Source organism: Lentzea rhizosphaerae (assembly GCF_042649515.1).
GTDB classification, from domain to species: Bacteria; Actinomycetota; Actinomycetes; order Mycobacteriales; family Pseudonocardiaceae; genus Lentzea; species Lentzea aerocolonigenes.
Map to the genome: position 1 here is coordinate 42,380 of NZ_JBHRZI010000057.1, position 20,480 is coordinate 62,859.

General features: G+C 69.0%; 20 protein-coding genes. 18 read left to right on the forward strand and 2 right to left on the reverse strand.

Features of this window, described 5'->3' with window-relative positions; all coding sequences use genetic code 11:
- The first annotated feature begins 63 nt into the window (after positions 1–63).
- The 5 genes from ACFOWZ_RS44705 (at position 64) to ACFOWZ_RS44725 (ending at position 6,911) form a co-directional block, all read left to right on the forward strand.
- A complete protein-coding gene (locus ACFOWZ_RS44705) occupies positions 64–969 on the forward strand; it encodes an IniB N-terminal domain-containing protein (protein ID WP_382380273.1) in 906 nt (301 codons plus the stop codon).
- Positions 970–1,142: 173 nt separating this feature from the next.
- Positions 1,143–2,963 (forward strand): dynamin family protein, encoded by a 1,821-nt coding sequence (locus tag ACFOWZ_RS44710; protein WP_382380275.1) that lies wholly within the window; start codon positions 1,143–1,145, stop codon positions 2,961–2,963.
- Positions 2,960–4,354, forward strand: coding sequence for a hypothetical protein (locus ACFOWZ_RS44715; protein WP_382380277.1), 1,395 nt, complete (start codon positions 2,960–2,962; stop codon positions 4,352–4,354). Before ACFOWZ_RS44710 ends, ACFOWZ_RS44715 begins: the two co-directional genes overlap by 4 nt.
- A gap of 15 nt (positions 4,355–4,369) precedes the next feature.
- On the forward strand, positions 4,370–5,641 hold the full coding sequence (locus ACFOWZ_RS44720) for a PhzF family phenazine biosynthesis isomerase (protein ID WP_382380279.1): 1,272 nt from the start codon (positions 4,370–4,372) through the stop codon (positions 5,639–5,641).
- Positions 5,642–5,960: 319 nt separating this feature from the next.
- Positions 5,961–6,911, forward strand: a complete 951-nt coding sequence (locus tag ACFOWZ_RS44725) for a LysR family transcriptional regulator (RefSeq protein ID WP_382380281.1) — start codon at positions 5,961–5,963, stop codon at positions 6,909–6,911.
- Here the strand turns inward: ACFOWZ_RS44725 and ACFOWZ_RS44730 are convergent.
- Positions 6,908–7,666 carry an NmrA family NAD(P)-binding protein gene (locus ACFOWZ_RS44730; protein ID WP_382380283.1) on the reverse strand — a complete coding sequence of 253 codons (759 nt, stop codon included), beginning with the start codon at positions 7,664–7,666 and terminating at the stop codon, positions 6,908–6,910. The two genes, ACFOWZ_RS44725 and ACFOWZ_RS44730, sit on opposite strands and share 4 nt — an antisense overlap.
- Before the next feature lie 75 nt (positions 7,667–7,741).
- Here ACFOWZ_RS44730 and ACFOWZ_RS44735 point away from each other — a divergent pair, with 75 nt between their 5' ends.
- The 11 genes from ACFOWZ_RS44735 (at position 7,742) to ACFOWZ_RS44785 (ending at position 16,692) form a co-directional block, all read left to right on the forward strand.
- Positions 7,742–8,086 (forward strand): winged helix-turn-helix transcriptional regulator, encoded by a 345-nt coding sequence (locus ACFOWZ_RS44735; protein ID WP_382380285.1) that lies wholly within the window; start codon positions 7,742–7,744, stop codon positions 8,084–8,086.
- A gap of 343 nt (positions 8,087–8,429) precedes the next feature.
- Complete coding sequence (locus tag ACFOWZ_RS44740; RefSeq protein WP_382380287.1) at positions 8,430–9,299, forward strand: gamma-glutamylcyclotransferase family protein; 870 nt, start codon at positions 8,430–8,432, stop codon at positions 9,297–9,299.
- Positions 9,300–9,365: 66 nt separating this feature from the next.
- Positions 9,366–9,944 (forward strand): DUF4232 domain-containing protein, encoded by a 579-nt coding sequence (locus ACFOWZ_RS44745; protein ID WP_382380289.1) that lies wholly within the window; start codon positions 9,366–9,368, stop codon positions 9,942–9,944.
- A complete protein-coding gene (locus tag ACFOWZ_RS44750) occupies positions 9,945–10,421 on the forward strand; it encodes an alpha/beta hydrolase (RefSeq protein WP_382380291.1) in 477 nt (158 codons plus the stop codon).
- Positions 10,422–10,437: 16 nt separating this feature from the next.
- Positions 10,438–10,869 carry a hypothetical protein gene (locus tag ACFOWZ_RS44755; protein ID WP_382380293.1) on the forward strand — a complete coding sequence of 144 codons (432 nt, stop codon included), beginning with the start codon at positions 10,438–10,440 and terminating at the stop codon, positions 10,867–10,869.
- 239 nt (positions 10,870–11,108) lie between these two features.
- Complete coding sequence (locus tag ACFOWZ_RS44760; protein ID WP_030467713.1) at positions 11,109–11,369, forward strand: hypothetical protein; 261 nt, start codon at positions 11,109–11,111, stop codon at positions 11,367–11,369.
- On the forward strand, positions 11,369–11,620 hold the full coding sequence (locus tag ACFOWZ_RS44765; RefSeq protein ID WP_030467714.1) for a hypothetical protein: 252 nt from the start codon (positions 11,369–11,371) through the stop codon (positions 11,618–11,620). Before ACFOWZ_RS44760 ends, ACFOWZ_RS44765 begins: the two co-directional genes overlap by 1 nt.
- The gene (locus ACFOWZ_RS44770; protein ID WP_382380295.1) at positions 11,620–14,439 is read left to right on the forward strand and encodes an FtsK/SpoIIIE domain-containing protein; all 2,820 of its coding nucleotides are present in this window, start codon (positions 11,620–11,622) and stop codon (positions 14,437–14,439) included. Before ACFOWZ_RS44765 ends, ACFOWZ_RS44770 begins: the two co-directional genes overlap by 1 nt.
- A complete protein-coding gene (locus tag ACFOWZ_RS44775; RefSeq protein WP_382380297.1) occupies positions 14,436–14,879 on the forward strand; it encodes a hypothetical protein in 444 nt (147 codons plus the stop codon). The genes ACFOWZ_RS44770 and ACFOWZ_RS44775 overlap by 4 nt, the downstream gene beginning before the upstream one ends.
- A complete protein-coding gene (locus tag ACFOWZ_RS44780; protein WP_382380299.1) occupies positions 14,880–15,593 on the forward strand; it encodes a GNAT family N-acetyltransferase in 714 nt (237 codons plus the stop codon). It begins immediately after the preceding gene.
- Positions 15,594–15,678: 85 nt separating this feature from the next.
- Positions 15,679–16,692 (forward strand): NADP-dependent oxidoreductase, encoded by a 1,014-nt coding sequence (locus tag ACFOWZ_RS44785; RefSeq protein WP_382380301.1) that lies wholly within the window; start codon positions 15,679–15,681, stop codon positions 16,690–16,692.
- Between the two features lie 150 nt (positions 16,693–16,842).
- Here ACFOWZ_RS44785 and ACFOWZ_RS44790 read toward each other — a convergent pair whose 3' ends face one another.
- Positions 16,843–18,477 carry an FAD-binding oxidoreductase gene (locus ACFOWZ_RS44790; protein WP_382380303.1) on the reverse strand — a complete coding sequence of 545 codons (1,635 nt, stop codon included), beginning with the start codon at positions 18,475–18,477 and terminating at the stop codon, positions 16,843–16,845.
- Here ACFOWZ_RS44790 and ACFOWZ_RS44795 point away from each other — a divergent pair.
- Positions 18,476–19,051 carry a TetR/AcrR family transcriptional regulator gene (locus tag ACFOWZ_RS44795; RefSeq protein ID WP_382380305.1) on the forward strand — a complete coding sequence of 192 codons (576 nt, stop codon included), beginning with the start codon at positions 18,476–18,478 and terminating at the stop codon, positions 19,049–19,051. The genes ACFOWZ_RS44790 and ACFOWZ_RS44795 overlap by 2 nt on opposite strands.
- Positions 19,048–20,433 (forward strand): glycerol-3-phosphate dehydrogenase/oxidase, encoded by a 1,386-nt coding sequence (locus ACFOWZ_RS44800; protein ID WP_382380307.1) that lies wholly within the window; start codon positions 19,048–19,050, stop codon positions 20,431–20,433. The genes ACFOWZ_RS44795 and ACFOWZ_RS44800 overlap by 4 nt, the downstream gene beginning before the upstream one ends.
- Positions 20,434–20,480: the final 47 nt, after the last annotated feature.

Genomic DNA, 20,480 nt, shown 5'->3' on the forward strand with positions numbered 1-20,480 from the left:
CCCCGCTCTCATAGCTTCTGCGCCACACCCCAATGCCACGTCCCGCAACAGGAGTTCCTTCAGATGATTCAGCCCAGCACGCTCCACGACTTCGTGCTCAACCTGCTCAGCGACCCGTCGCTCAAGGCCGCGTTCGCCGCCGACGCTCAGGGCACGCTGGAGCAGGCTGGCCTGGCCGACATCACGGCCGTGGACGTGCAGGAGGTCATTCCGCTGGTCCTCGACCTGGTCCCCGCCGTCGACGGCCTGCCCGCCGTCAACGACCTGGACCTGTCGCTGCCGACGGACGACCTGCTCGCGGAGGGCCCGCTCGGCGCCATCAGCCAGCTGCAGGCGGTCACGTCGCAGCTGACCTCGTCGGGCCTGAACCTCAGCGAGCTCCACACCTCGTCGGCCGGCGTTCTCGCCGCTGACGAGCACGGACTCAACCTGATCGCGGCGAACAAGACCCTCGGTCAGTTCACCTCGACCAACCTGGGCCTCGGCGGCGACTTCTCCGTCATCGGCGACGTGACGTCGGTCCTCGACCAGACCGCGTCCCCGGTCACCGGCACCGCGCTCGACGTGGCCGACACCGCGACCTCGACCGTGGACTCGACCCTGTCGACCGCCACGAGCGTCGTCCCCGGCACCGACGGCATCCTCGGCCACCTCGGCGGCGTGGGCGAGCTGACCCACGACACGCTGGGCGTTCTCGGCGGTGCCGACGCCTCCCTGGGCGGCGCTCTCAACGTGAGCGGCCTGACCGACGTCTCCACCGGCAACATCAACCTGTCGTCGCACGACACCATCGGCCAGGTCACCCACACCGCCACCGGTGTGGTCGACACCGCCACCGGCGTCACCCACACCGCGACCGGCCTGGTCGGCGACACCGCCGGCGTCGGCAACGTGGTCGGCAACGTCACCCACGTCGCGAGCGACCTGCCGGTCGTCGACGACCTGCACCTGGGCGGCCTGCTCGGCTGAGCCACCCTCCCGCGGACCGGCCCTGTCGCACCCGACAGGGCCGGTTCGGTGTCTCAACAGGAAAAACGCGAACGCGGTGAGAAACGTCACCGCCCCTCCGAACAGCCCGGTCTCCCCCGAACGGAACCGGTTCTGCGTTCGAGACTTTCACCCAAGGGGGTGAACACGGCACTATGAGTCAGGTGATGGCACCGCCCTGGCTCGACGTGCTCGACGAGACGATCGGGGCCTGCGTCACGCACCGGAGGCCCGATCTGGAGGCCCGGCTGCGCGAAAAGCGGGCACAGCAACTCGACCCCAAGTTGCGCGTACTCGTCGTCGGCGAGTCCAAACAAGGCAAGAGTCAGCTCGTCAACGCGTTGCTCAACGCGCCCGTCTGCGCGGTCGGCGACGACATCACGACGACCGTCCCGACCTTCGTGCAGCACGCCGACACCCCGTCGGCTGCGCTGGTCCGCAACTCGTCCGCACGCGGCTCGATCTTCCACACGCCGACCGAGCGCATCGCCGTGCCGATCGACCAGGTCACCAAGCAGGTCTCCACGGCCCACGCGCAGCACGTCGTGCGTGCCGAGATCGGCATCCCCCGCGCGTTGCTCGACAACGGCCTGGTCCTGATCGACACCCCCGGCGTCGGTGACACCCGGTCCGCGCACACCGCCAGCACGTTCGCGACGCTGATGCAGGCCGACGCGGTGCTGATGGTCTCCGACGCGACCGGCGAGCTCACGTCCGCGGAGATGACGCTGCTCAAGAAGGTCATGCAGGCCTGCCCGAACGTCACGGTGGTCGTCACCAAGATCGACCTGGTGCCGAGCTGGCGTTCCGTCGTGGAACGCAACAGGGCGCTGCTCGCCCGCGCCGGCGTTCCGGCGAAGCTCATCCCCGTCTCGTCGGCCCTGCGGCTGCGCGCGGCGAAGACCGGCGACCAGCGGCTCAACACCGAGTCCGGTTTCCCCGAGCTGCTGGCGTGCGTGCAGCGCGACATCGTGGCGAGCGCCGACCTGCTGGCCCGCCGCGCCGTCGCCGTCGTCGCGTCGAGCGCGCTGACCCAGCTCGTCACGCCGTTGCGCGAGGAGCTGACGGCCCACGACTCGTCGCGCACGGCCGCCACGATCTCGACGTTGCAGGAGGCCCAGCGGCGCGTCGACGAACTCCGCCGCCGGTCCGCGCGCTGGCAGAACGTGCTCAACGACGAGATGGCCGACCTGATCTCCGACGTCGAGTACGACCTGCGCGACCGCACCCGCAAGATCCTGCGCGAGGTCGACAAGACCTACGACGAGGCCGATCCCGCGATCGGCTGGGACCAGTTCGAGCAGTGGCTGGAGGACAACCTCAACGAGGCCGCCACCACGAACTTCGCCTGGCTGATGGAACGTGCGGAGTGGGTCGCGGCGAAGGTCGCGAAGAACTTCCCCGTCTACCGCGAGGACCTGATCCCCGGTTCGGTGCTGCCCGACGACCTGCTGGAGCCCGCGAGCAAGCTGGAGAAACCGAAGATCGAGCCGTTCTCCGTGCCGCAGAAGCTCTTCACCGGTCTGCGCGGCTCCTACGGCGGCGTGCTGATGTTCGGTCTGGTGACCTCGCTCGCCGGCATGCCGCTGATCAACGTGATCTCACTCGGCGCCGGCGCGTTGTTCGGCGGCAAGTCGATCCTCGACGAGAGCGACCAGCGGCTCAAGCGCCGTCAGGCCGCCGCGAAGGCCGCCGCGCAACGGCACGTCGACGACTTCTTCATGAAGTTCTCCAAGGACGTCCGCGACTCGGGCCGCCACATCCAGCGCTCGCTGCGCAACCACTTCAGCACGCTCGCGGAAGAGCTGCAGGAGACGTTGCTGGAGTCGGCCCGCAGCGCCAAGCGCGCGGTGCAGGACGACCAGACCGAGCGCGAACGCCGGATGCGGGAAGGCCGCAAGGAACTGGACAAGCTGGTCACGCTCTACAAGCGGGTCCAGGCACTCGGGGGTCCCGCGATGGAGCTCTCCGCGTGACTTTGGACCGCGTCGTCTGGTCGATGCTGCAAGAGGCGCTCGCCGTCTACCGCGACAGCCCGCGCGCCACGGCCTGGCTGCGTTCGCACGTCGAGCGCTACACCGAGCCCGTGCGCATCGCGGTGGCCGGTCGGTCGCGCATCGGCAAGTCCACTGTGGTCAGTGCGCTCGTCGGTGACGAGTTCACGCCGCAGAGCTCTTTCGTCTGGTACCGCGGCGGAACCGAGCCGCGGGCACACGTGTTCTCCGGCCCCGGCAGGCCGCACGAGGTGACGATCGGCAGGCGGGGCAGCAGGCACCACGTCGAGACCGGTCACGTCGACCGTGCGGACCGCGTCGTCGTCGAGTGGCCCGCGCGGACGCTGCGGGACATCGTGCTGATCGACACCCCCGCCGAGGCCACGCCGGAGCAGGTGCTCGGTGAGGCGGACGCCCTGCTCTACCTGATGCGGCACGTCCAGGACGACGACCTGAAGTTCCTCCAGTCCGCCAACGACCACCCGATCGCCCGCGTCGCCGCGGTGCACACGGTCGCGGTGCTCGCCCGTGCCGACGAGATCGGTGCCGGGCGGATCGACGCGCTGTCGTCGGCCAAGCAGATCGCGCGCCGCTACCGCCGTGACGTGGCGGTGCAACCGTTGTGCCAGAACGTGGTCTCGGTCGCCGGTCTGCTGGCGGTGGCCGCGAAGACGTTGCGGGAGGACGAGTTCCAGGCGTTGCGGATCCTCGCCTCCCTCGGCCGCGAGGAGCTGGAGGACCACCTGCTGTCGGCGGACCGGTTCGTCGGCGAGCAGTTCCCGGTGCCGATGGAACCGGCGGTGCGGCAGGCGTTGCTCGAACGGTTCGGGATCTTCGGCGTCCGGCTGATCACCGCGTTGATCCGGCAGGGCTTCGACTCCCAGGTGAAGCTCACCGGTCAGCTGGTGCAGCGCAGCGGGCTCGGCGAGCTGCGCGACTCGATCGCGATCCACTTCACCGAGCGCCGCGAGATCCTCAAGGCGCGCTCGGCCCTGCTGGCGCTGGACGTGCTGTTCCGGATGGAGCCGCGGCAGAACGCCCGCAAGCTGATGGCCGACCTCGAACGGGTCGTCGCCTCCGCCCACGACTTCCGGGAGCTGCGGCTCGTCGCCGCGTTGCAGTCCGGACGCACGAAGCTGCCGGCCGAGCTCCAGGCCGAGGCGTTGCGGCTGGCCGGCGCCGAGGGCACGAGCCCGTTGGCGCGCCTGGGTTTCGAGTACGAGGCCGATCACGGCGAGCTGCGGGAGGCGTTGCTCGACGCGCTGCTGCGGTGGCAGGCGCAGGCCGCCGACGTGCACGCGCCCAACGACCACCGCAAGGCCGCCCAGATCATCGTCCGCACCTGTGAAGGGCTTCTCCCGCAGTTCCGCTGAGGCACGATGAGTGCCATGGAGCTGGTGCGGTGGGGAGACGAGCACTACGAACACATGCTGCGCTGGGCGACCGACCCGCGGATGACCGCGTACGTCGCGGACGGGAAGCCCTGGACGCAGGACTACGTGGTCGAACGCCACGAGCAGGCGTTGCGGCACTGGGAGGAACACGGTTTCGGTCTGCACGCGGTCGTCGAGGACGGCGAGGTCGTCGGGATCGGGCAGATGCTGCACGGCGATGCCGGGGAGATCGAGATCGGCTACTGGGTGGACCCGGACCACTGGGGACGCGGTGTCGCGACGCGGATCGCCGAGCAGCTGCGGGACAAGGCGCTCACCTTCGCCGACCGGATCGTCGCCGGCCACCAGGACGGCAACGGCGCGTCCGGCCGCGTGCTGGAGAAGGCCGGGCTGACCTACTTCACCAGTAAATACGTGGGCGGAAGACTTCAGCACTGTTACGCGTTGCAGCGAAGCATGAGCGGGGTACTGCGCTACAGCGCGTTCACGAAAGATCCGGCAGGCGGCAACCCGGCGGGTGTGGTGCTGGACGCGACCGGCCTGTCCGACGACGAGATGCTCGCGATCGCGGCAGAGGTGAACTTCTCCGAGACGGCGTTCGTCCTGCCGGGCTCGGGTGAGCGGGAGTTCGACGTCCGGTACTTCAGCCCCAAGGCTGAGGTGCCGTTCTGCGGCCACGCCACCATCGCGACGGCCGTCGCGCTGGCCGAACGGATCGGCGACGGCCCGCTGAAGTTCCACACGCCCGCCGGTGAGATCGCCATCGAGACCGCGGACGGCACCGCGACCCTGACGAGCGTGCCGACCAGCACGTCCGAGGCGGAACCCGAGCTGGTGAAGCTGGCCCTGGAGGCGTTGGGGTACTCCGAGATCGGCGACGCTCCGGTGCACGTCGGCTTCGGCGGCAACCGGCACCTGCTGATCCCGCTGAAGGACCGCGAGCAGCTGCGCACGCTCGACTACGACTTCGACGCCTTGCGCGACCTGATGCTGGCGCACGACCTGACGACCGTGCACCTGTGGTGGCGCGATGACGCGGGTGTCGTGCACGCCCGCGACCCGTTCCCGGTCGGCGGCGTGGTGGAGGACGCGGCAACGGGGGCTGCCGCCGCCGCGTTCGGCGGGTACCTGCGCGACGTCGAAGGGCCGCAACGGTTCGTCATCAGCCAGGGCGAGGACATGGGGAGGCCTTCGCGGCTGGAGGTCGACGCGACCCGTGAAGATCGGCGGGTCAGCGTGACCGGAGCTGCGGTCGTCATCCCCTGAATCGGCCACAGCCGGTCCCGCGCGCCCAGGACCGGCTGTGCGGGGAGCGCACCAGTCCTCGGTACCTCGACCACCCAGGTCCGCCGTGAGGTTGACCAGGCCGGGTGCGCTGCGGCGATGCCATGGGTTCGACGCCGCCGCCGCGGAGCGCAGGGTGCGCGACGGCGGCGTCGAACCGCGGGGGTGCACCCTCCCGCACCGGACCCGAGTAACGCTGCCGCAAGCGCCGGGCCGGAAGATCTTCAGTGCCGCGGCACTTGCTTCACTATGGCCCGATCGAAGGGTGGCGGTGCATTCAGAACGGGGATACAAGGTCTTTATGCCCGAGCTGGAGCTCCGCCACCTCCGTGCGGTTCGCACCATCGCCGAGGAAGGCAGCGTGACGAGAGCCGCGACGCGGCTCGGACTCACCCAACCCGCGCTGTCGGCCCAGCTGCGCACCGTCGAGAGACTGGTCGGCGGGCAGCTGTTCGACCGCACGCGCAACGGTTGCGTGCCAACGGACCTGGGCCGGCGCGTGCTCGGCACGGCGAGACTCGTGCTCGACGAGATGGCTCAGCTGGTGAGCACGACCAAGGAAACGGACCGGCGCGGGCCGTTGTTCTTCGGCTGCATCCCGATCCTGTACTTCGCGAAGCTCGTCGAGGGGCTGCGCGAGCTCAACCACGACGTGCGCGCGGAGGTGCGGCCGTCGTCGGCGGAGATCGTGGACATGCTGGAGGCCGGGCAGGTGCACGTGGCGCTGTTCGAGTTCTTCGACGGCATGCACGCGCGTGACCTGGCGGGCATCGAGCTGCGCAAGCTCGTCACCGAACCGGCGTTCGTCGCGCTGCCGGAGACCGACCCGCTCGTCGAGCAGGACGAGATCGACCTGGCCCAGCTCTCCGACCGCGACTGGGTGACGCCGCCCAAACAGCACATCGGCAGCCGGACGCAGATGTTCCAGGCCTGTGCCGACGCGGGGTTCGTGCCACGGCTGACGCACCACACGGGCGAGGCGAGCATGGCCCGCGGGCTGGTGGCGGGCGGCTGCGTGTCGTTCGCCGCGGCGCCGTCGCGCACGGGCGAGGGCATCGTGATCAGGCGGTTGCGCGGGATGCCGCTGATGACCGACATCTTCGTGGCCACGCGCCGGGACTCCCCGGTGGCGGGGCGGGCGCACGAGGTGTTCGCGTGCGCCGCCGACGCCTACCGGTCGGTGCTCGACCGCAACCCGGAGTACCGCAAGTGGTGGGACGCGCACCCGGAGGCGCATCCCGAGTTCACCTAGACGGTGATCGGACGGGTCGGACGGCCGATCAGCTTCTCCAGGTCCGGGCGGACCTCGGCGTACACACCGTCGCGGATCTCCTTGAAGAAGCCGACGACGAACGGCGGCACGCCGGCCGCGATCAGGTCCTCGTCGCTGACGTCCTGGAACCGGTCGCCGGCGACCTCCGGGAACGACCAGGACGTCGAGCCGGTGAGCTCGTAGGTCTGGTTCTCGTGGCCCTCGGTGGTCAGCGCGACGGCCGCGGCGAGGGCGTAGTCGTCACGGGCGGCGCTCGCGACGCGGCCGTCCTTGGTGGAGACCGCGACCACGTCGCCGGCCAGCGCACCCAGGTAGTTCTCGTGGTACATGCTGTTGCGCAGGAACGTGTACGTGATGCCGGTTGCGCGGACGGCCTCTTCGGTGGCCTTGTGCACGACCGCGACGCCCGCGGGCGAGGTGTCCGCGTCGACGAGGCTCGTGTAGAAGATGTGGCCCACGCCGTGCTCGGCGGCCTTGGCGATGGCGTTGGAGTGCTGCTGGATGCGGACGGCGGGGTCGTGCGCGTCGGCGGACACGATCAGCAGCTTGTCGGCGCCGCGGAAGTCGAGGGTCTCGGGCTTGTCGAAGTCGCCCTGACGGACCTCGACGCCGTCCACGTCGAACTTCTCCGGGCTGCGCACGGACACGATGACCTGCTCGTCCGTGCGGTCGAGGACGTAGCGGACGACTGCGTTGCCGAACTGGCCGGTTGCTCCGGTGATGAGGATCGTCATAGCCACGAAACTAGGGTTAGCGCTAACCTGTGGAAAGTACCCACTTTGAAGTTTGGTACTTACGTGGAGGTGAGCATGCAGGTCACGATGTGTCCGGAGCGGGCGATCATGGAGCACGTCACAAGCCGGTGGGCGGTACTGGTGCTCCAGCTGCTGTCGAACGGCGAGGCGTGGCGGTTCAGCGAGCTGCGCCGCGAGCTGGAGATCGTCAGCGAGAAGATGCTCACCCAGACGTTGCGGACGCTGGAGCGCGACGGGTTCGTGCACCGCGAGGTGAGGCCGGTGATCCCGCCGCACGTCGAGTACACGCTGACACCCCTCGGCAAGGGTGCGGCGAACCACCTCGTGGCGCTGGCGCAGTGGATCAAGGCGAACCACCCGGAGGTCGCCCAGGCGCAGCAGCACTATGACGCCTCCTGAGCACGGCCGGAGTGTCGACAGATAGACATCGGGCCAGTCACTCGAATGCGCAGTGAACGTTCTCACTAAGACCGCCGAAACCGGCTTCAAACATCGGATGGGTCACGATTAGGGGGCGCGATCTGGCCCCTCCCCCTGGCACAATGGACCAATGGCCCAACCGTTCACCGACGAAAGCCATCCGGCGGAGCCCTATCCGGGCACACGTCCAGACCACTGTTTCGTCCACGTCGACGAAACGGGCTGGCCAGTACGACCGGACCTCACGATGGAGTCGGGATGGCGAGTTGAGCCGGAGAACATCGATCTAGACCAATGGCTCGCAAACCACGGCGAGCCCCCGTTGGCGGCCCGAATGCCGGTGCTCGGCTACGGCTCCAACGCCAATCCCAGCAAGGTCACCTGGCTCCGCGAGGAGCTCGGCCTCGAAGGCCCCGCGGTCGTGCTGCGCGCACGGTGCGAGGGCCTTTCCGCTGTGTGGGCAGCAGGAATGCGCGCCCGCGACGGCCAGCGCCCCGCCACGTTGGCGGCAGCGCCCGGCCACGTCGAGGAGCACTCCGTCTGGTTCGCCACGCCCGAACAACTGCGCGTGCTGGACCGCTGCGAGGGACGCGGACTGCGCTATCGCCTCGTACGCCTGCACACGGGCCGTGTGGTGCTCTACAACGGTGGCGTCATCGACAGCGTGCTGGCCTACACGGCCGGTTCCAAGAAGCGGATGCCCGTGCTCTTCAACGGCCGTATGGTCCGTTGCGAAGACGTCTCGCAGCGAGGCGCCCTCGTGCTGGGCGAAAGGGCCGCCATGACCGACGGGCTGGACGTGACCGAGGTGCACGGCGAGCCGTCCGCCGACGACTGGCCCGAGCTGCTGTTCGTCTACGGCACGCTCCAGCCGAACGCAAGCGCTTGGCACCTGATGGAGCCGCACGTCGTCGAGGCGGAGGAAACCCACCTCCCCGGCACGTTGTTCGACACGGGCCTCGGCTACCCCGCGCTGCGCCCCGGCGCCGGCCTCGGCGTGCCCGGCTTCGTGCTGCGCCTGCGGTCGCCCGAGGACGCGTTGCCGATGCTCGACGAGTACGAGGGCGAGGACTACCGCCGCGTGCGCGTGGTGCTGCCGGACGGGCGGATCGCCTGGACGTACATCTGGACGGCGGCGGTGCAGGGCATGTCGGAACTGCCCGACGGCTGGGACGTCCACCAGATCCGGTGAATTCCCGGCACGTTGTGTGGGCTTCTTGAGATTTGGGCACATCCTTCGGTGGTAGGAGGTGCACCCATGACTCGACGGTTGATCGCTTGCGGATTGCTGGTGCTCGCTTCCGTGACGGCCTGCGGGACCAGAACCCCGGACAACGCGTCGCAAACGCTGCCGACCTCGACGCCGTCGTCCTCCGCTTCGTCCACCGCCGCGGCCGACACGGGCGCCGCCGGCCCGGCCGTGAAGCGGTGCGACTCGTCCGCGTTGAAGGGGCAGGTCGACCCGACCGACGCCGGCGCGGGCAACCGGTACGGCAAGTTCGTCGTCACGAACGCGAGCACCGCGCCGTGCACGTTGAACGGGTACAGCGGTTTCCAGTTGGAGAACGCGTCCGGGGCGGTGCCGACCAAGCTCGAGCGCAAGGCCGATCCCGGTCCTGCCGCGCTGACACTGGCGCCGGGTGGGAAGGCTTCGGCCAACCTGCACTGGGGTGTCGTGCCTTCGGGCAACGAGCCGGTCGAGGGGCCTTGCCAGCCCGAGCCGTCGAAGGCCGCGGCCATCCCGCCTGACGAGACGGTGCCGCTCAGCGTGCCGTGGACGCTCGGGCCCGTGTGTTCCGGTGGCCGGATCGAGATCAGCGCGTTCTACGCTTCCTGAATGGACGTACCCGGATGGCTCGCCGTGTTGCCGCACGGCGAGCGCATCGCCTTCTCGCTGCGCTCCGCCGGTGTGCCGGTCGTGGTGAGCGAGGACGTCGAGGCGGCGGTGAAGGCCGCCGATCGGCCGGTCGTCCTCATTGGACACTTCACCGGTGCGCCCGCCGCTGTTCGTTACGCGCAAACGCATTCCGGGCTCGCGGCACTGATCCTCGTGTCGCCTGTGCTCGGCATGTGGGACGGGGCGTCCGACGAGTTGGCCGACCTGATGGACGAGGTCAACTTCGGGCCGGCGCTGGGCGACCTGCCGACGTTGTGGCTGCACGGGTCCGACGACGAGATCGTGCCCATCTCGGACACGCGGGCGGGCACCGACCGGATCCGCGGGGCCGCGTTCGAGGAGCACATCGCCGACGGGCTGCTGTCCGACGGGGAGGCTGTCACTCGGGTGCTGGAGTTCGTGCATCGGGTCGTCTGACACCATTTCGGATGTCATGGACGAAGACGACCTCGTGCTGCTGATCACCGTGGTGGTCGAGGCAGCGGACGAGCACCAGGCGCGTACCGCGTGCGACGCGCTCATCAGCCGTACCGGCGCCCAGGTCGTGGACGCCCGTGACTGCTCCGACGAGGAGCCGGGCTGCTGGGCCGTGGTCATCACGCGGCCGAGCACGGAGAAGGCGACTCACAACGTCTCGGCGGCGCTGGCGCGGGCCGTTCGCACCTTCGTGCGCGGGCTGGGTGACGACTTCCCGACCCCGCGCGTGGCCTGCGAGCCGCCGACGGCGTGGACCGTGCTGGACGAGCCGGAGCTGATCAGCGGACTCGTGCCCGGCGCCGAGCGCGTGCTGGTGGAGGCGTGGGCTGGAGATGACCCGTTCGGTGCAGGCACTTTGCGTGACAACTCGCCCATCAGGCCGTCTTGATTCACCCGGCCGGTCTGCGATCAACACAACAGGCAGTAGGCGGCATTGTGAGAGTTGCTACACCCCTCCGCAAGGGGCCAGCGGCGCGCTCAACTGATCATTAAATCAAGGCCCGTTCGAGTGGATTCAGGCATCCACCCGGTTAGCCGATCTTCGCTCTCAACTGTGAAAATCTGGGCACAATCTCTACTGAGGGTGGTCGTCAGACCACCTGAGTTCCGGAGGGTTCGGGAGCCGACATGGCCAGCATCGAAGAGGTCCGTGCCGCAATTGCCCAGGCGATCGACAAGGCGAGCCAAAGCCAGTCGGCCCTCCAACAGGCGGCTGAGCTCGCCGAGGACGCGCAGCAGCTGCTGACATCGGTAACGCAGGGCTCCGTGCAGGCGGACGTCGAGACGACGAACGCCCAGTTCGCCCAGGTCGTGTCCGGCGTGAGCGAGCTGCAGAACTACCTCGGCGCGGGCATTTCCGGGGCCGAGGGCATCAACAGCAGGCTTTGATGGCATCCATCGCCGAGGTTCGCGCCGCGCTCGAGCAGGCGAGCGAGATCCTGCGCGAGTCGTACCGGAGTGTGCGGTCAGCGCAGGAAGGCCTCGACGAGGCGGTCGCGATCCTCGCCGAGTCCAGCGAGAACCACCACGAGTCCCTGCTTCCACCGGAGTTCGTGCGCGCGAAGGAAAGATTTCCCGATCAGCTGGAACTGATGGTGGGAACCCTAGAGCGCATCCAACGACTCACCGTGGAGCTGTGATGAGCAGGCGGGACGACCGGCGGCGGAGGATCGAGGAAGCCTTCGCGGAGTTCCAGCGCGCCGTCTCGGCCGCGCTGGGCTCCGTGGCGCGTGAGCACCGGGCGCTCGCCACGGAACACGCCAAGGACATGTTCGAGTTCACCGTGCGCGGCATGGGCGTCGACCGGGCGTTGAAGGACGTGGCGCTCGCCGACGTGACCTCGTTCCTCACGGTCGACGAGAAGCGCACGAGGAACCCGCGTCAGGCGCCGCTGTCGATGCCGGAGTTCCGCGAGCGGCTCGACCAGATCAAGCACGACTGGGAGCAGTCGTACCACGAGTGGACCGCGACGGGTCCCGACCAGCTCACCGCGCTGGTGAAGTCCGTCGCGGCCGGGCCGGCGTCGTGGCCGCACGAGTCGTGGCTCGGCACGCCGGGCACGCACGACGGCAGCGAGGGCGTGCCGGAGCTGTGGCGGATCGGCACGGGCATCGTGACGTCCGCGCCGGAGGCCCAGCCGTTCCCGGTCGCCGTGCCGCTGCTGGACCAGGCCCACCTGCACATCTCGTCCACTCCGGACAGCCGCCAGCTCGCGGACACGCTGGTGGAGAACCTGTTGCTGCGAGTGCTGTCGCACTTCCAGCCGGGACTCGTCCACGTGCACGTGTGGGACATCGGCCAGCTGACCGGGTCGTTGCCGGGCCTCTACCCGCTGACCCGCGCGAACCTGTTGACGGTGCACGATCCGGCGCGGCTGCACGAGCTGCTGGACGAACTGTCCGAGCACATCCGCCAGGTGCACACGAAGGTCCTGGTCGACGGGCACCTGACCGTGCGTTCGGTGAGCGGTGAGGGCAGGCGCACCGAGCCGTGGCGGATCGCGGTGCTGTTCGGCAACCGCAAGGCGTTGAAGGAAGAACACCAGCAGCAGCTGCAACGGGTGGCGCGCAACGGGTTGGCGTGCGGTGTGCAGCTGTTCATCGTGGACATCCCGATCACGATCAACTCGCCGGTGGAGACGGTGTCGTTGCGCGGCGACGGCACGGCTTTCTGCACGATGACCGGCAAGCACGTGACGGTGACGCTGGACGACGGTTTTCCGCGCACCCTCGTGCCGCGCGCCTGTGCCGCCATCGCGGACAAGCGCGAGGAGCGGCGGTCGCGGTTGGGCTCGTTCGGCGACCTGCTGCCCGAACGTCCGTGGACGGAGAGCTCGGCGGCCGGAGTCGTTGCGCCCGTTGGGTTCGACGACGGTGAACAGGTCTGCGTGCAGCTCGGCGACACCTCGCCGCACGCGTTGATCGGTGGTCCTTCCGGCTCCGGCAAGACGAACTTCCTGTACGCGATGCTCGGTTCGTTGTGCGCGCGCTATTCGCCGGACGAGCTGGAGCTGTACCTGCTGGACTTCAAGGAAGGCGTGTCGTTCGCGCAGTTCGCGCCGGGCCGCAAGGATCCGTCGTGGCTGCCGCACGCGCGGCTGGTCGGCGTGAACGTCAACACCGACCGCGAGTTCGGCGTCGCGTTGCTGCGCTTCCTGTCCGACGAGATGCGCCGGCGCGCGGACGCCGCCAAGCAGCACGAGGTCACCAAGCTCGAGCACCTGCGCGCGGAGGACCCCGGCGGTCGCTGGCCGCGGATCGTCGCGGTGATCGACGAGTTCCAGTACCTCTTCGGCGAACGGGACCAGGTCACCGCCGCCGCGACGCAGCTGCTCGAGGACGTGGCGCGGCGCGGTCGTTCGCAGGGCATCCACCTGGTGCTGTCGTCGCAGGACGTCTCCGGCATCGAGGGCTTCTGGGGCAAGTCGGCGATCTTCGAGCAGTTCACCGTCCGCATCGCGCTGCCCAAGGCGCGCAGGGTGCTGGCGGAGCCGCAGAACGACGCCGCGGTGGAGCTGCCGCGCTGGCACGCGGTGATCAACCACGAGTCGGGTGTGAAGCCGGGCAACGAGATCTGCCGCATCCCGGACTCGACGTCCAAGGGCACCATGGACTTCCTGCAGAACGAGCTGTGGCGCCGCGAGCCGGGCGAGGCACCGGGCCTCTTCGACGGAAGCAAGATCCCCTTCCTCGACGCGCTGCCGGACTTCCTCGAACTGCGGCCGGGCGACGCTTCACCTACCGTGTTGCTGGGACAGGTGATCGACGTCGCGGGCAGCGCGGCGCGGGTGCGGTTCGCCCGCACGCCGGGCCGCAACATCGCCGTGATCGGGTCGGTGGTCCAGGACGCGGCCGCGGTGCTCGGCGGAGCGGCCGCGTCGCTGGGCAGGCAGCACGAGCCGCACGAGGCGGCGTTCACGCTGGCCTGCCTGGTGGACGAGGCGATGCCGTCCGCGTTGCACCTGGCGAAACGCCTGAGCTCGGACGGGCACGACGCGTCGGTGGTCGGCATCGACGGCATCCGCGAGCTGCTGGACCGCACGGCAGCCCGGTTGCAGTCGCTGAACACCGGCACGTCCGACACGCCGCCGTCACCGCACTACCTGGTGCTGTACGGCGTGGACGCCGCACAGACGTTGCTGGAGCAGAAGGATCCGACGACGCGGATGTCCGGTGTGGACAGTCTGCGCACGGTGCTCAAGCACGGCCCGGAGAACCGCACGCACGTGCTGGGCTGGTGGCGCGGCGTGCAGAGGCTGAAGGCGAGCCTCCCGCCGGGCGTCTACGACGACATCGGCGCCTGGGTGGCGTTCGACGTCCAGGGCAAGGAACTGCTGTCGCTCGGGCCCGAACAGGTGATGGCGTGGTCGCCCCGACCACGGCGCGGCCTGTTCTTCGACCGGTTCGAGCACTCGCGGCCGCAAGTGATCATCCCGTTCGACACTGGAGAAGCTCCATGAACCCGATGATGACGACGATGTTCGAGTCGGTCCCGTCGCAGCGTCAGAGCGAGGAGGTGATCGAGGTGCCGGCGTTGTCCGCCGTTGAGCGCTACAAGGAGATCATCGCGATCGCCACCGACGCGGCTGCTCGCCAGCGCAAGCTGGACGAGGTGCGGTGCGCCGAGCTCGCCGAGCGGCTCGCGTCCACCCAGCAGCAGATCGCCGAGGTGCGCGACCGCGAACGGGTCGTGCGCATGGGCGCCGCGCTGCACTGGGAGGCGGCCGTCGAGCAGCTGTGGAACGAGCGCTGGCTGCAGATGGTGACCTTCCCGCACCCGGACGAGTCCGTCCCGCCGCGGCCTCAGGGCGAGTACAACCGTGCGATGGACCTCGCGTACCAGGCGCTGGAGGACTCGCTGGCCAAGCGAACCCTGTTGCGCCGCAAGCAGAAGGACTGAGTGCGCCGGTTACGCACCATCGCCGACGTCCAGGACGCCAGCGACGACACCCTCGTCCGCTGGGCGGCCCAGGCCTTGTCGTCCGGTGGTGCGGCCTGGGAACACCGTGGCGCGGTGGCCGTCCACGCCCCGTGCCTGACACGCCGCAGACGCCTGGTCCTGTCCGGCCCGGCAGAGGGCGTCGCCTCACTCCTCGCCGCCCACGGCCGGGGCGTGGAGCTGCGCCCGCTGCTGTCGCGTGAACTTGCCCTCGAAGTCGCGGACCTCATGCCCACCCCGTGGGTCGAGGACAAGCCGTTCGGCTGGATGGACCGCTCGGGCACGCTGGACCTGCCGGAAGAAGCCTGCTGGCTGTCCACGACGAACGGCGTGGAACCACTCCTGCGCGAGGCCAACCCGGACTCCTGGGCCTGGCCGGGCGAAAAGGGCGTCCGCCGCTGGGCAGGCGTCCACGAGGGCGACCAGCTGGTGGCCACAGCAGCGGAAGCGTGGTCGTCAGCAGACGTCGGCTTCATGATGGGCGTGGCCGTGCACCCCTCGCACAAGGGCAGGGGCCTGGGCCACCGCGTCTGCCAGTTCGTGGCATCGTCCCTGCTCAGCCTGTACGGCACGTGCGCGCTGTTCGTCGAGAACTACAACGCCCCGGCCATCGCCCTGTACCGCAAACTCGGCTTCGCCCACCGAGACGTCACCACTCTTCTCCCTGCGGTATAGCTCACAGTCCGGAACAGTCTCCAGAGACCGGCGGTTGAAACGGATAACTGATCCGCAACTGACTCTGGATGGAGATGGTTCGACCATGACCAGCACCGCACTCGAGGTCCGGCTCGCGTCCCGCCCGAAGGGCTGGCCGACCGACGAGAACTTCGAGATCGCCGAGGTCGACATCCCAACCCCGGGCGAAGGCCAGATCCTCGTCCGCAACGTCTTCATGAGCGTCGACCCGTACATGCGCGGCCGCATGAACGACGTGAAGTCCTACGTCCCCCCGTTCCAGGTGGGCGCCCCGATGGAGGGCGGCGCGGTCGGTGAGGTGGTGGCAGTCGGCTCCGGCGTCGACAACATCGCAGCAGGCGACAACGTCCTGCACGGCCTCGGCTGGCGCGAGTACGCCGTCGTCCCCGCAGCCCACACGGTGAAGATCGACCCGTCCGTGGCTCCCCTCTCGGCCTACCTGGGCGTCCTGGGCATGCCGGGCCTGACGGCCTACGCGGGCCTGCTCGCCACCGCAGAGTTCAAGGAAGGCGACGTGGTCTTCGTCTCCGGCGCAGCAGGCGCCGTCGGCCAGCTGGTGGGCCAGATCGCCCGCCTGAAGGGCGCCTCCCGCGTGATCGGCTCCGCGGGTTCCCCGGAAAAGGTCAAGTACCTCGTCGAGGAACTGGGCTTCGACGCCGCCTTCAACTACAAGGAAGGCCCGGTGGCCGAACAGCTGGCCGCCGCCGCCCCCAACGGCATCGACGTGTACTTCGACAACGTGGGCGGCGAACACCTCGAAGCCGCCATCTCTTCCTTGAACGTCCACGGCCGAGTCGCCATCTGCGGCGCAATCGCCCAGTACAACGACACCACCCCTCCCGCAGCCCCGCGCAACCTGGCCCAGGTCATCGCCAAGCGCCTGACCCTGCGAGGCCTCCTGGTGGGCGACCACAAGGCCCTCCAGCCGCAGTTCATCGCCGAGGTCGGCAAGTGGATCGCCTCAGGTGAACTCAAGTACTCGGAGACCGTCATCGAGGGCGGCGCCAGCAAGGCCCCGGAGGCCTTTCTCGGCATGCTGCGCGGCGACAACACGGGCAAGATGCTCGTCAAGTTCTGAGCGCTCCAGCGCCTGTATCGAAGTAGAGCGCCTCAGGCCTACCGGACATATTTTTTGGCGCGAAAAGCACGTTCGGGCCATCTATCGGCCCGAACGTGCTTTTCGCGCCAAACAGCAGGGGCTCGGTGCGGACTTCGATACCGGCAAAGATCAGTACTCGCGGATGTGTCCCGGGGTGCCTGGCGAAGCGCCAAGACGACCACCTGCGGACCCCAAGCGACCCTGAACAAGCTTCCCGGGATTCAAAATCCCGGTCGGATCCACCCGATCCTTGACCGCCCGAAGCACCCCAACCCCGATCGACCCGATCTCCCTCTCCAGCCAGGGCAAGTGATCCCGCCCCACCGCGTGGTGATGAGTGATCGTCCCCAACCGAGAAACCACCTCGGAAGCAGCAACCTTCGCCCGCTCCCACTGCCCCACCGGATCCGAAAGATCCCGAGGCACCAACACGGTGAAGTAGAGCGAAGCCCCAGTCTCATACGCGTGCGAGATGTGGCACATGACAACCGCATCGCCGAGTTCGGCCACCAGCGCGTCCCGAACCGCGGCCCACATCTCCGACACCCGAGACCAGTGCGTGGCGGTCTCCAGGGTCTCGACACAAACCCCGGCGTCCAGCAAGGCATCCCGCTGCCGAGGCCCGTTGAACCGCCCGTGCAGCCAGGAAGCTCCCATGGCCCGCCCAAGACGAACGACCTTGTGCCCGCTCAACGAGCTCATGGTCGCCTCCCGGGACCTGCACTCCCACCCCAGAATCACCAGACACGGCTGCGCGACCCGCCTGAACCGCAGGTACTTCTTCAACGTGGCAGCACGAGGCCCGGCCAGCTCCAGGGCGACCTCGGTCTCCTCCACATCGGACAGACGGGTGATGTCCGCGAGAACCCCGTCCTGGGCCAGAGTCCGGACGAGCGCGACCCCGGCCTCCCACCCGTCAACCACAAACCCCTCATACCGAGGCCCGTACGGCCGAGGCCGAACCCGAACAGAAACCTCGGTGATAACCCCGAAAGCCCCCTCACTCCCCAGCACGAGCTGCTTCAAATCCGGCCCAGCAGCAGAAGCCGGCGCCCCTCCAACCACCCACTCCCCAACGGGAGTAGCCACCCGCACGGACTCCACCATGTCCTCGAACCGCCCGTACCCAGCGGAAGCCTGACCAGCAGACCGAGTAGCGGCAAACCCGCCGATCGTCGCCCGCTCGAACGACTGCGGCACATGCCCGAGCGTGAACCCGTGCTCCCCCAACAACTTCTCGGCTTCAGGTCCAGTGACCCCAGCCTGCAACACCGCAACCCGGGACACCGGATCAACGGACACCAGCGACCCGAGCCCAGCAAGATCCAGCGCCACGACCGCGGACTTGGGCCCGCGCAGCGCCTCCACACCACCCACCACCGAGGTGCCCCCACCAAACGGCACCACGGCGATGTCGTGCTCCACGCACACCTGCAGAACCTCGAGAACCTCGGCAGGCGACGCAGGCTGCACGACCGCGTCCGGCACCGCCAGCGCTCCGTGCCCGCGATGACGCAACAGGTCCAGGTACGACAGCCCGCCGGAACGCCCCAGCCGGTCCGCGTCCTCGACCGACACGGCGCTCACCGCCTCCAGCGCCTCGAAGGCGTCCGCGGACAGCGCCGACGGAGGTGCCGTCACGGGCACCTCGGGCAGCGGCTCGCCCAGGCCTACGCGTTGGCTCAGCCACTCCAGCGCGTGCGGCGGCAGCGGTGTGGTTTCGGTGGTCCATCTCGCCCTGGTCACTGCTACAGTGTTACACATGACGTCTCAACGTCACACTCACGACGCGCTGCTCGACGCCACCCGTGAGTGTGTTCTCGAGGTGGGGGTGCGCCGGACGACCCTCACCGACGTGGCGAAACGCGCCGGCGTCAGCCGCATGACGCTGTACCGGCGTTATCCGGACGTCGACCACCTCGTGCGGGCGTTGATGACCCGCGAGTTCGCCGCGCTGCTGGAGCAGGTCGAGCGGGCCAGCGGGCAGGGCAACGCGCGTGTGCAGCTCGTCAAGCGGTCCGTGGACGCCATCCGGCTGTTGTCGGCGAACCCGCTCATGCAGCGGGTCCTCCAGCTCGACGCCGACCTGATGCTGCCGTACCTCACCGACCGGCTCGGGAGCACGCAGCGGCTGGTCGAGCAGTTCCTCGTCGGGCAGATCGAGGCCGGGCACCTCGACGGGTCGATCCGGTTCGGGGACGCCAAGACGCAGGCGCGCGTGGTGCTGCTGACCACGCAGTCGATGGTGCTCTCCACCAGGCCCGCCACGTCCGGGCTCGACTTCGGCTCCCTGCTGGACGAGCTCGCCAAGCAGCTGGACGGAGCTCTGAAGCCGTGAACACCTCCCTGAACGCCACAAGGCGCCGCAACGACCTCGAAGCGGCCCAGCAGGAGGTCGCGGACGTGGTCGTGATCGGTGGCGGGGTCACCGGCACGGGCGTTGCGCTCGACGCGGCCTCGCGAGGCCTCAGGACCGTGTTGCTGGAGGCGCACGACCTGGCGTTCGGGACGTCGCGGTGGTCCAGCAAGCTCGTCCACGGCGGGCTGCGCTACCTCGCCAAGGGCGACGTGAAGCTCGCCCACGAGAGCGCCGTCGAGCGCGGCATCCTGATGACCAGGACCGCGCCGCACCTCACCCGCACGCTGCCGATGCTGTTCCCCTTGCACGCCAACGCGAACCACTTCGTGATGGCCGGGCTCAAGGCGGGCAACGCCCTGCGCATCGCCGCGGGCACACCGTCCAGCGTCCTGCCCAGGCCGCGGCGGGTGACCAGGCACGAGGCGCTGGCGCTGGTCCCCGGCCTGAACGCCGACAAGCTCACCGGCGGACTCCTCAACTACGACGGACAACTCGTCGACGACGCCAAGCTCGTCGTCGCACTCGCCCGCACCGCCGCCGGATACGGCGCGCGGATCATCACGCGCGCCAAAGTCCTGACGCTGCAAGGCGATGGCGCCGAGGCCGTGGACACGCTCACCGGCACCACGTTCACCGTCCGGGCGAAAGCGGTGATCAACGCGACCGGTGTCTGGGCCGGCACGCTGGCGCCGGTGCACCTGCGTCCGTCCCGCGGCTCGCACCTGGTCGTCGACGCGAAGGCCGTCGGCCTCAGCACAACCGCGCTGACGATCCCCGTTCCCGGCGAGCGCAACCGCTACGCACTCCTGCTGCCTCAGGCGAACGGCCGCGCGTACCTCGGTCTCACCGACGAGCCCGTCGACGAGATCCCGGACGTGCCGGAGGTTCCCGAGTCCGATGTGGACTTCCTGCTCGCGACAGCTTCCGCTGTCCTGCAACGAGAACTCACCAGGGACGACGTCATCGGTAGCTACGCGGGCCTGCGTCCGCTGCTCGAAGCCGAAGGCACGACTGCAGACCTGTCCCGCCACCACGCCGTGCTGAAGGCGCCCAACGGCGTGATCACGATCGTCGGCGGCAAGCTCACCACCTACCGCAAGATGGCGGCGGACGCGGTGAACGCGACGGAACTGACCCGGATCCCGTGCCGCACCAAGGACATCCGTCTGGTCGACGACAGGCCGCAGCCGACCACTCCGATCGCGCCCGGCGTCACCGAGGCCGACGTCGTCCACGCGATCGAGCACGAGGGCGCGCTGGACGCCGACGACGTCCTCGACCGGCGCACGCGGATCGGCCTGGTTCCGAAGGACCGCGAGAAGGCCGCACCGGAGATCGCGAAGATCCTGGCCGCGGTGTGAAAAGGGCGTCTGCAAGTACCTCCAACCCGAAGTTGGTGGTACTTGCA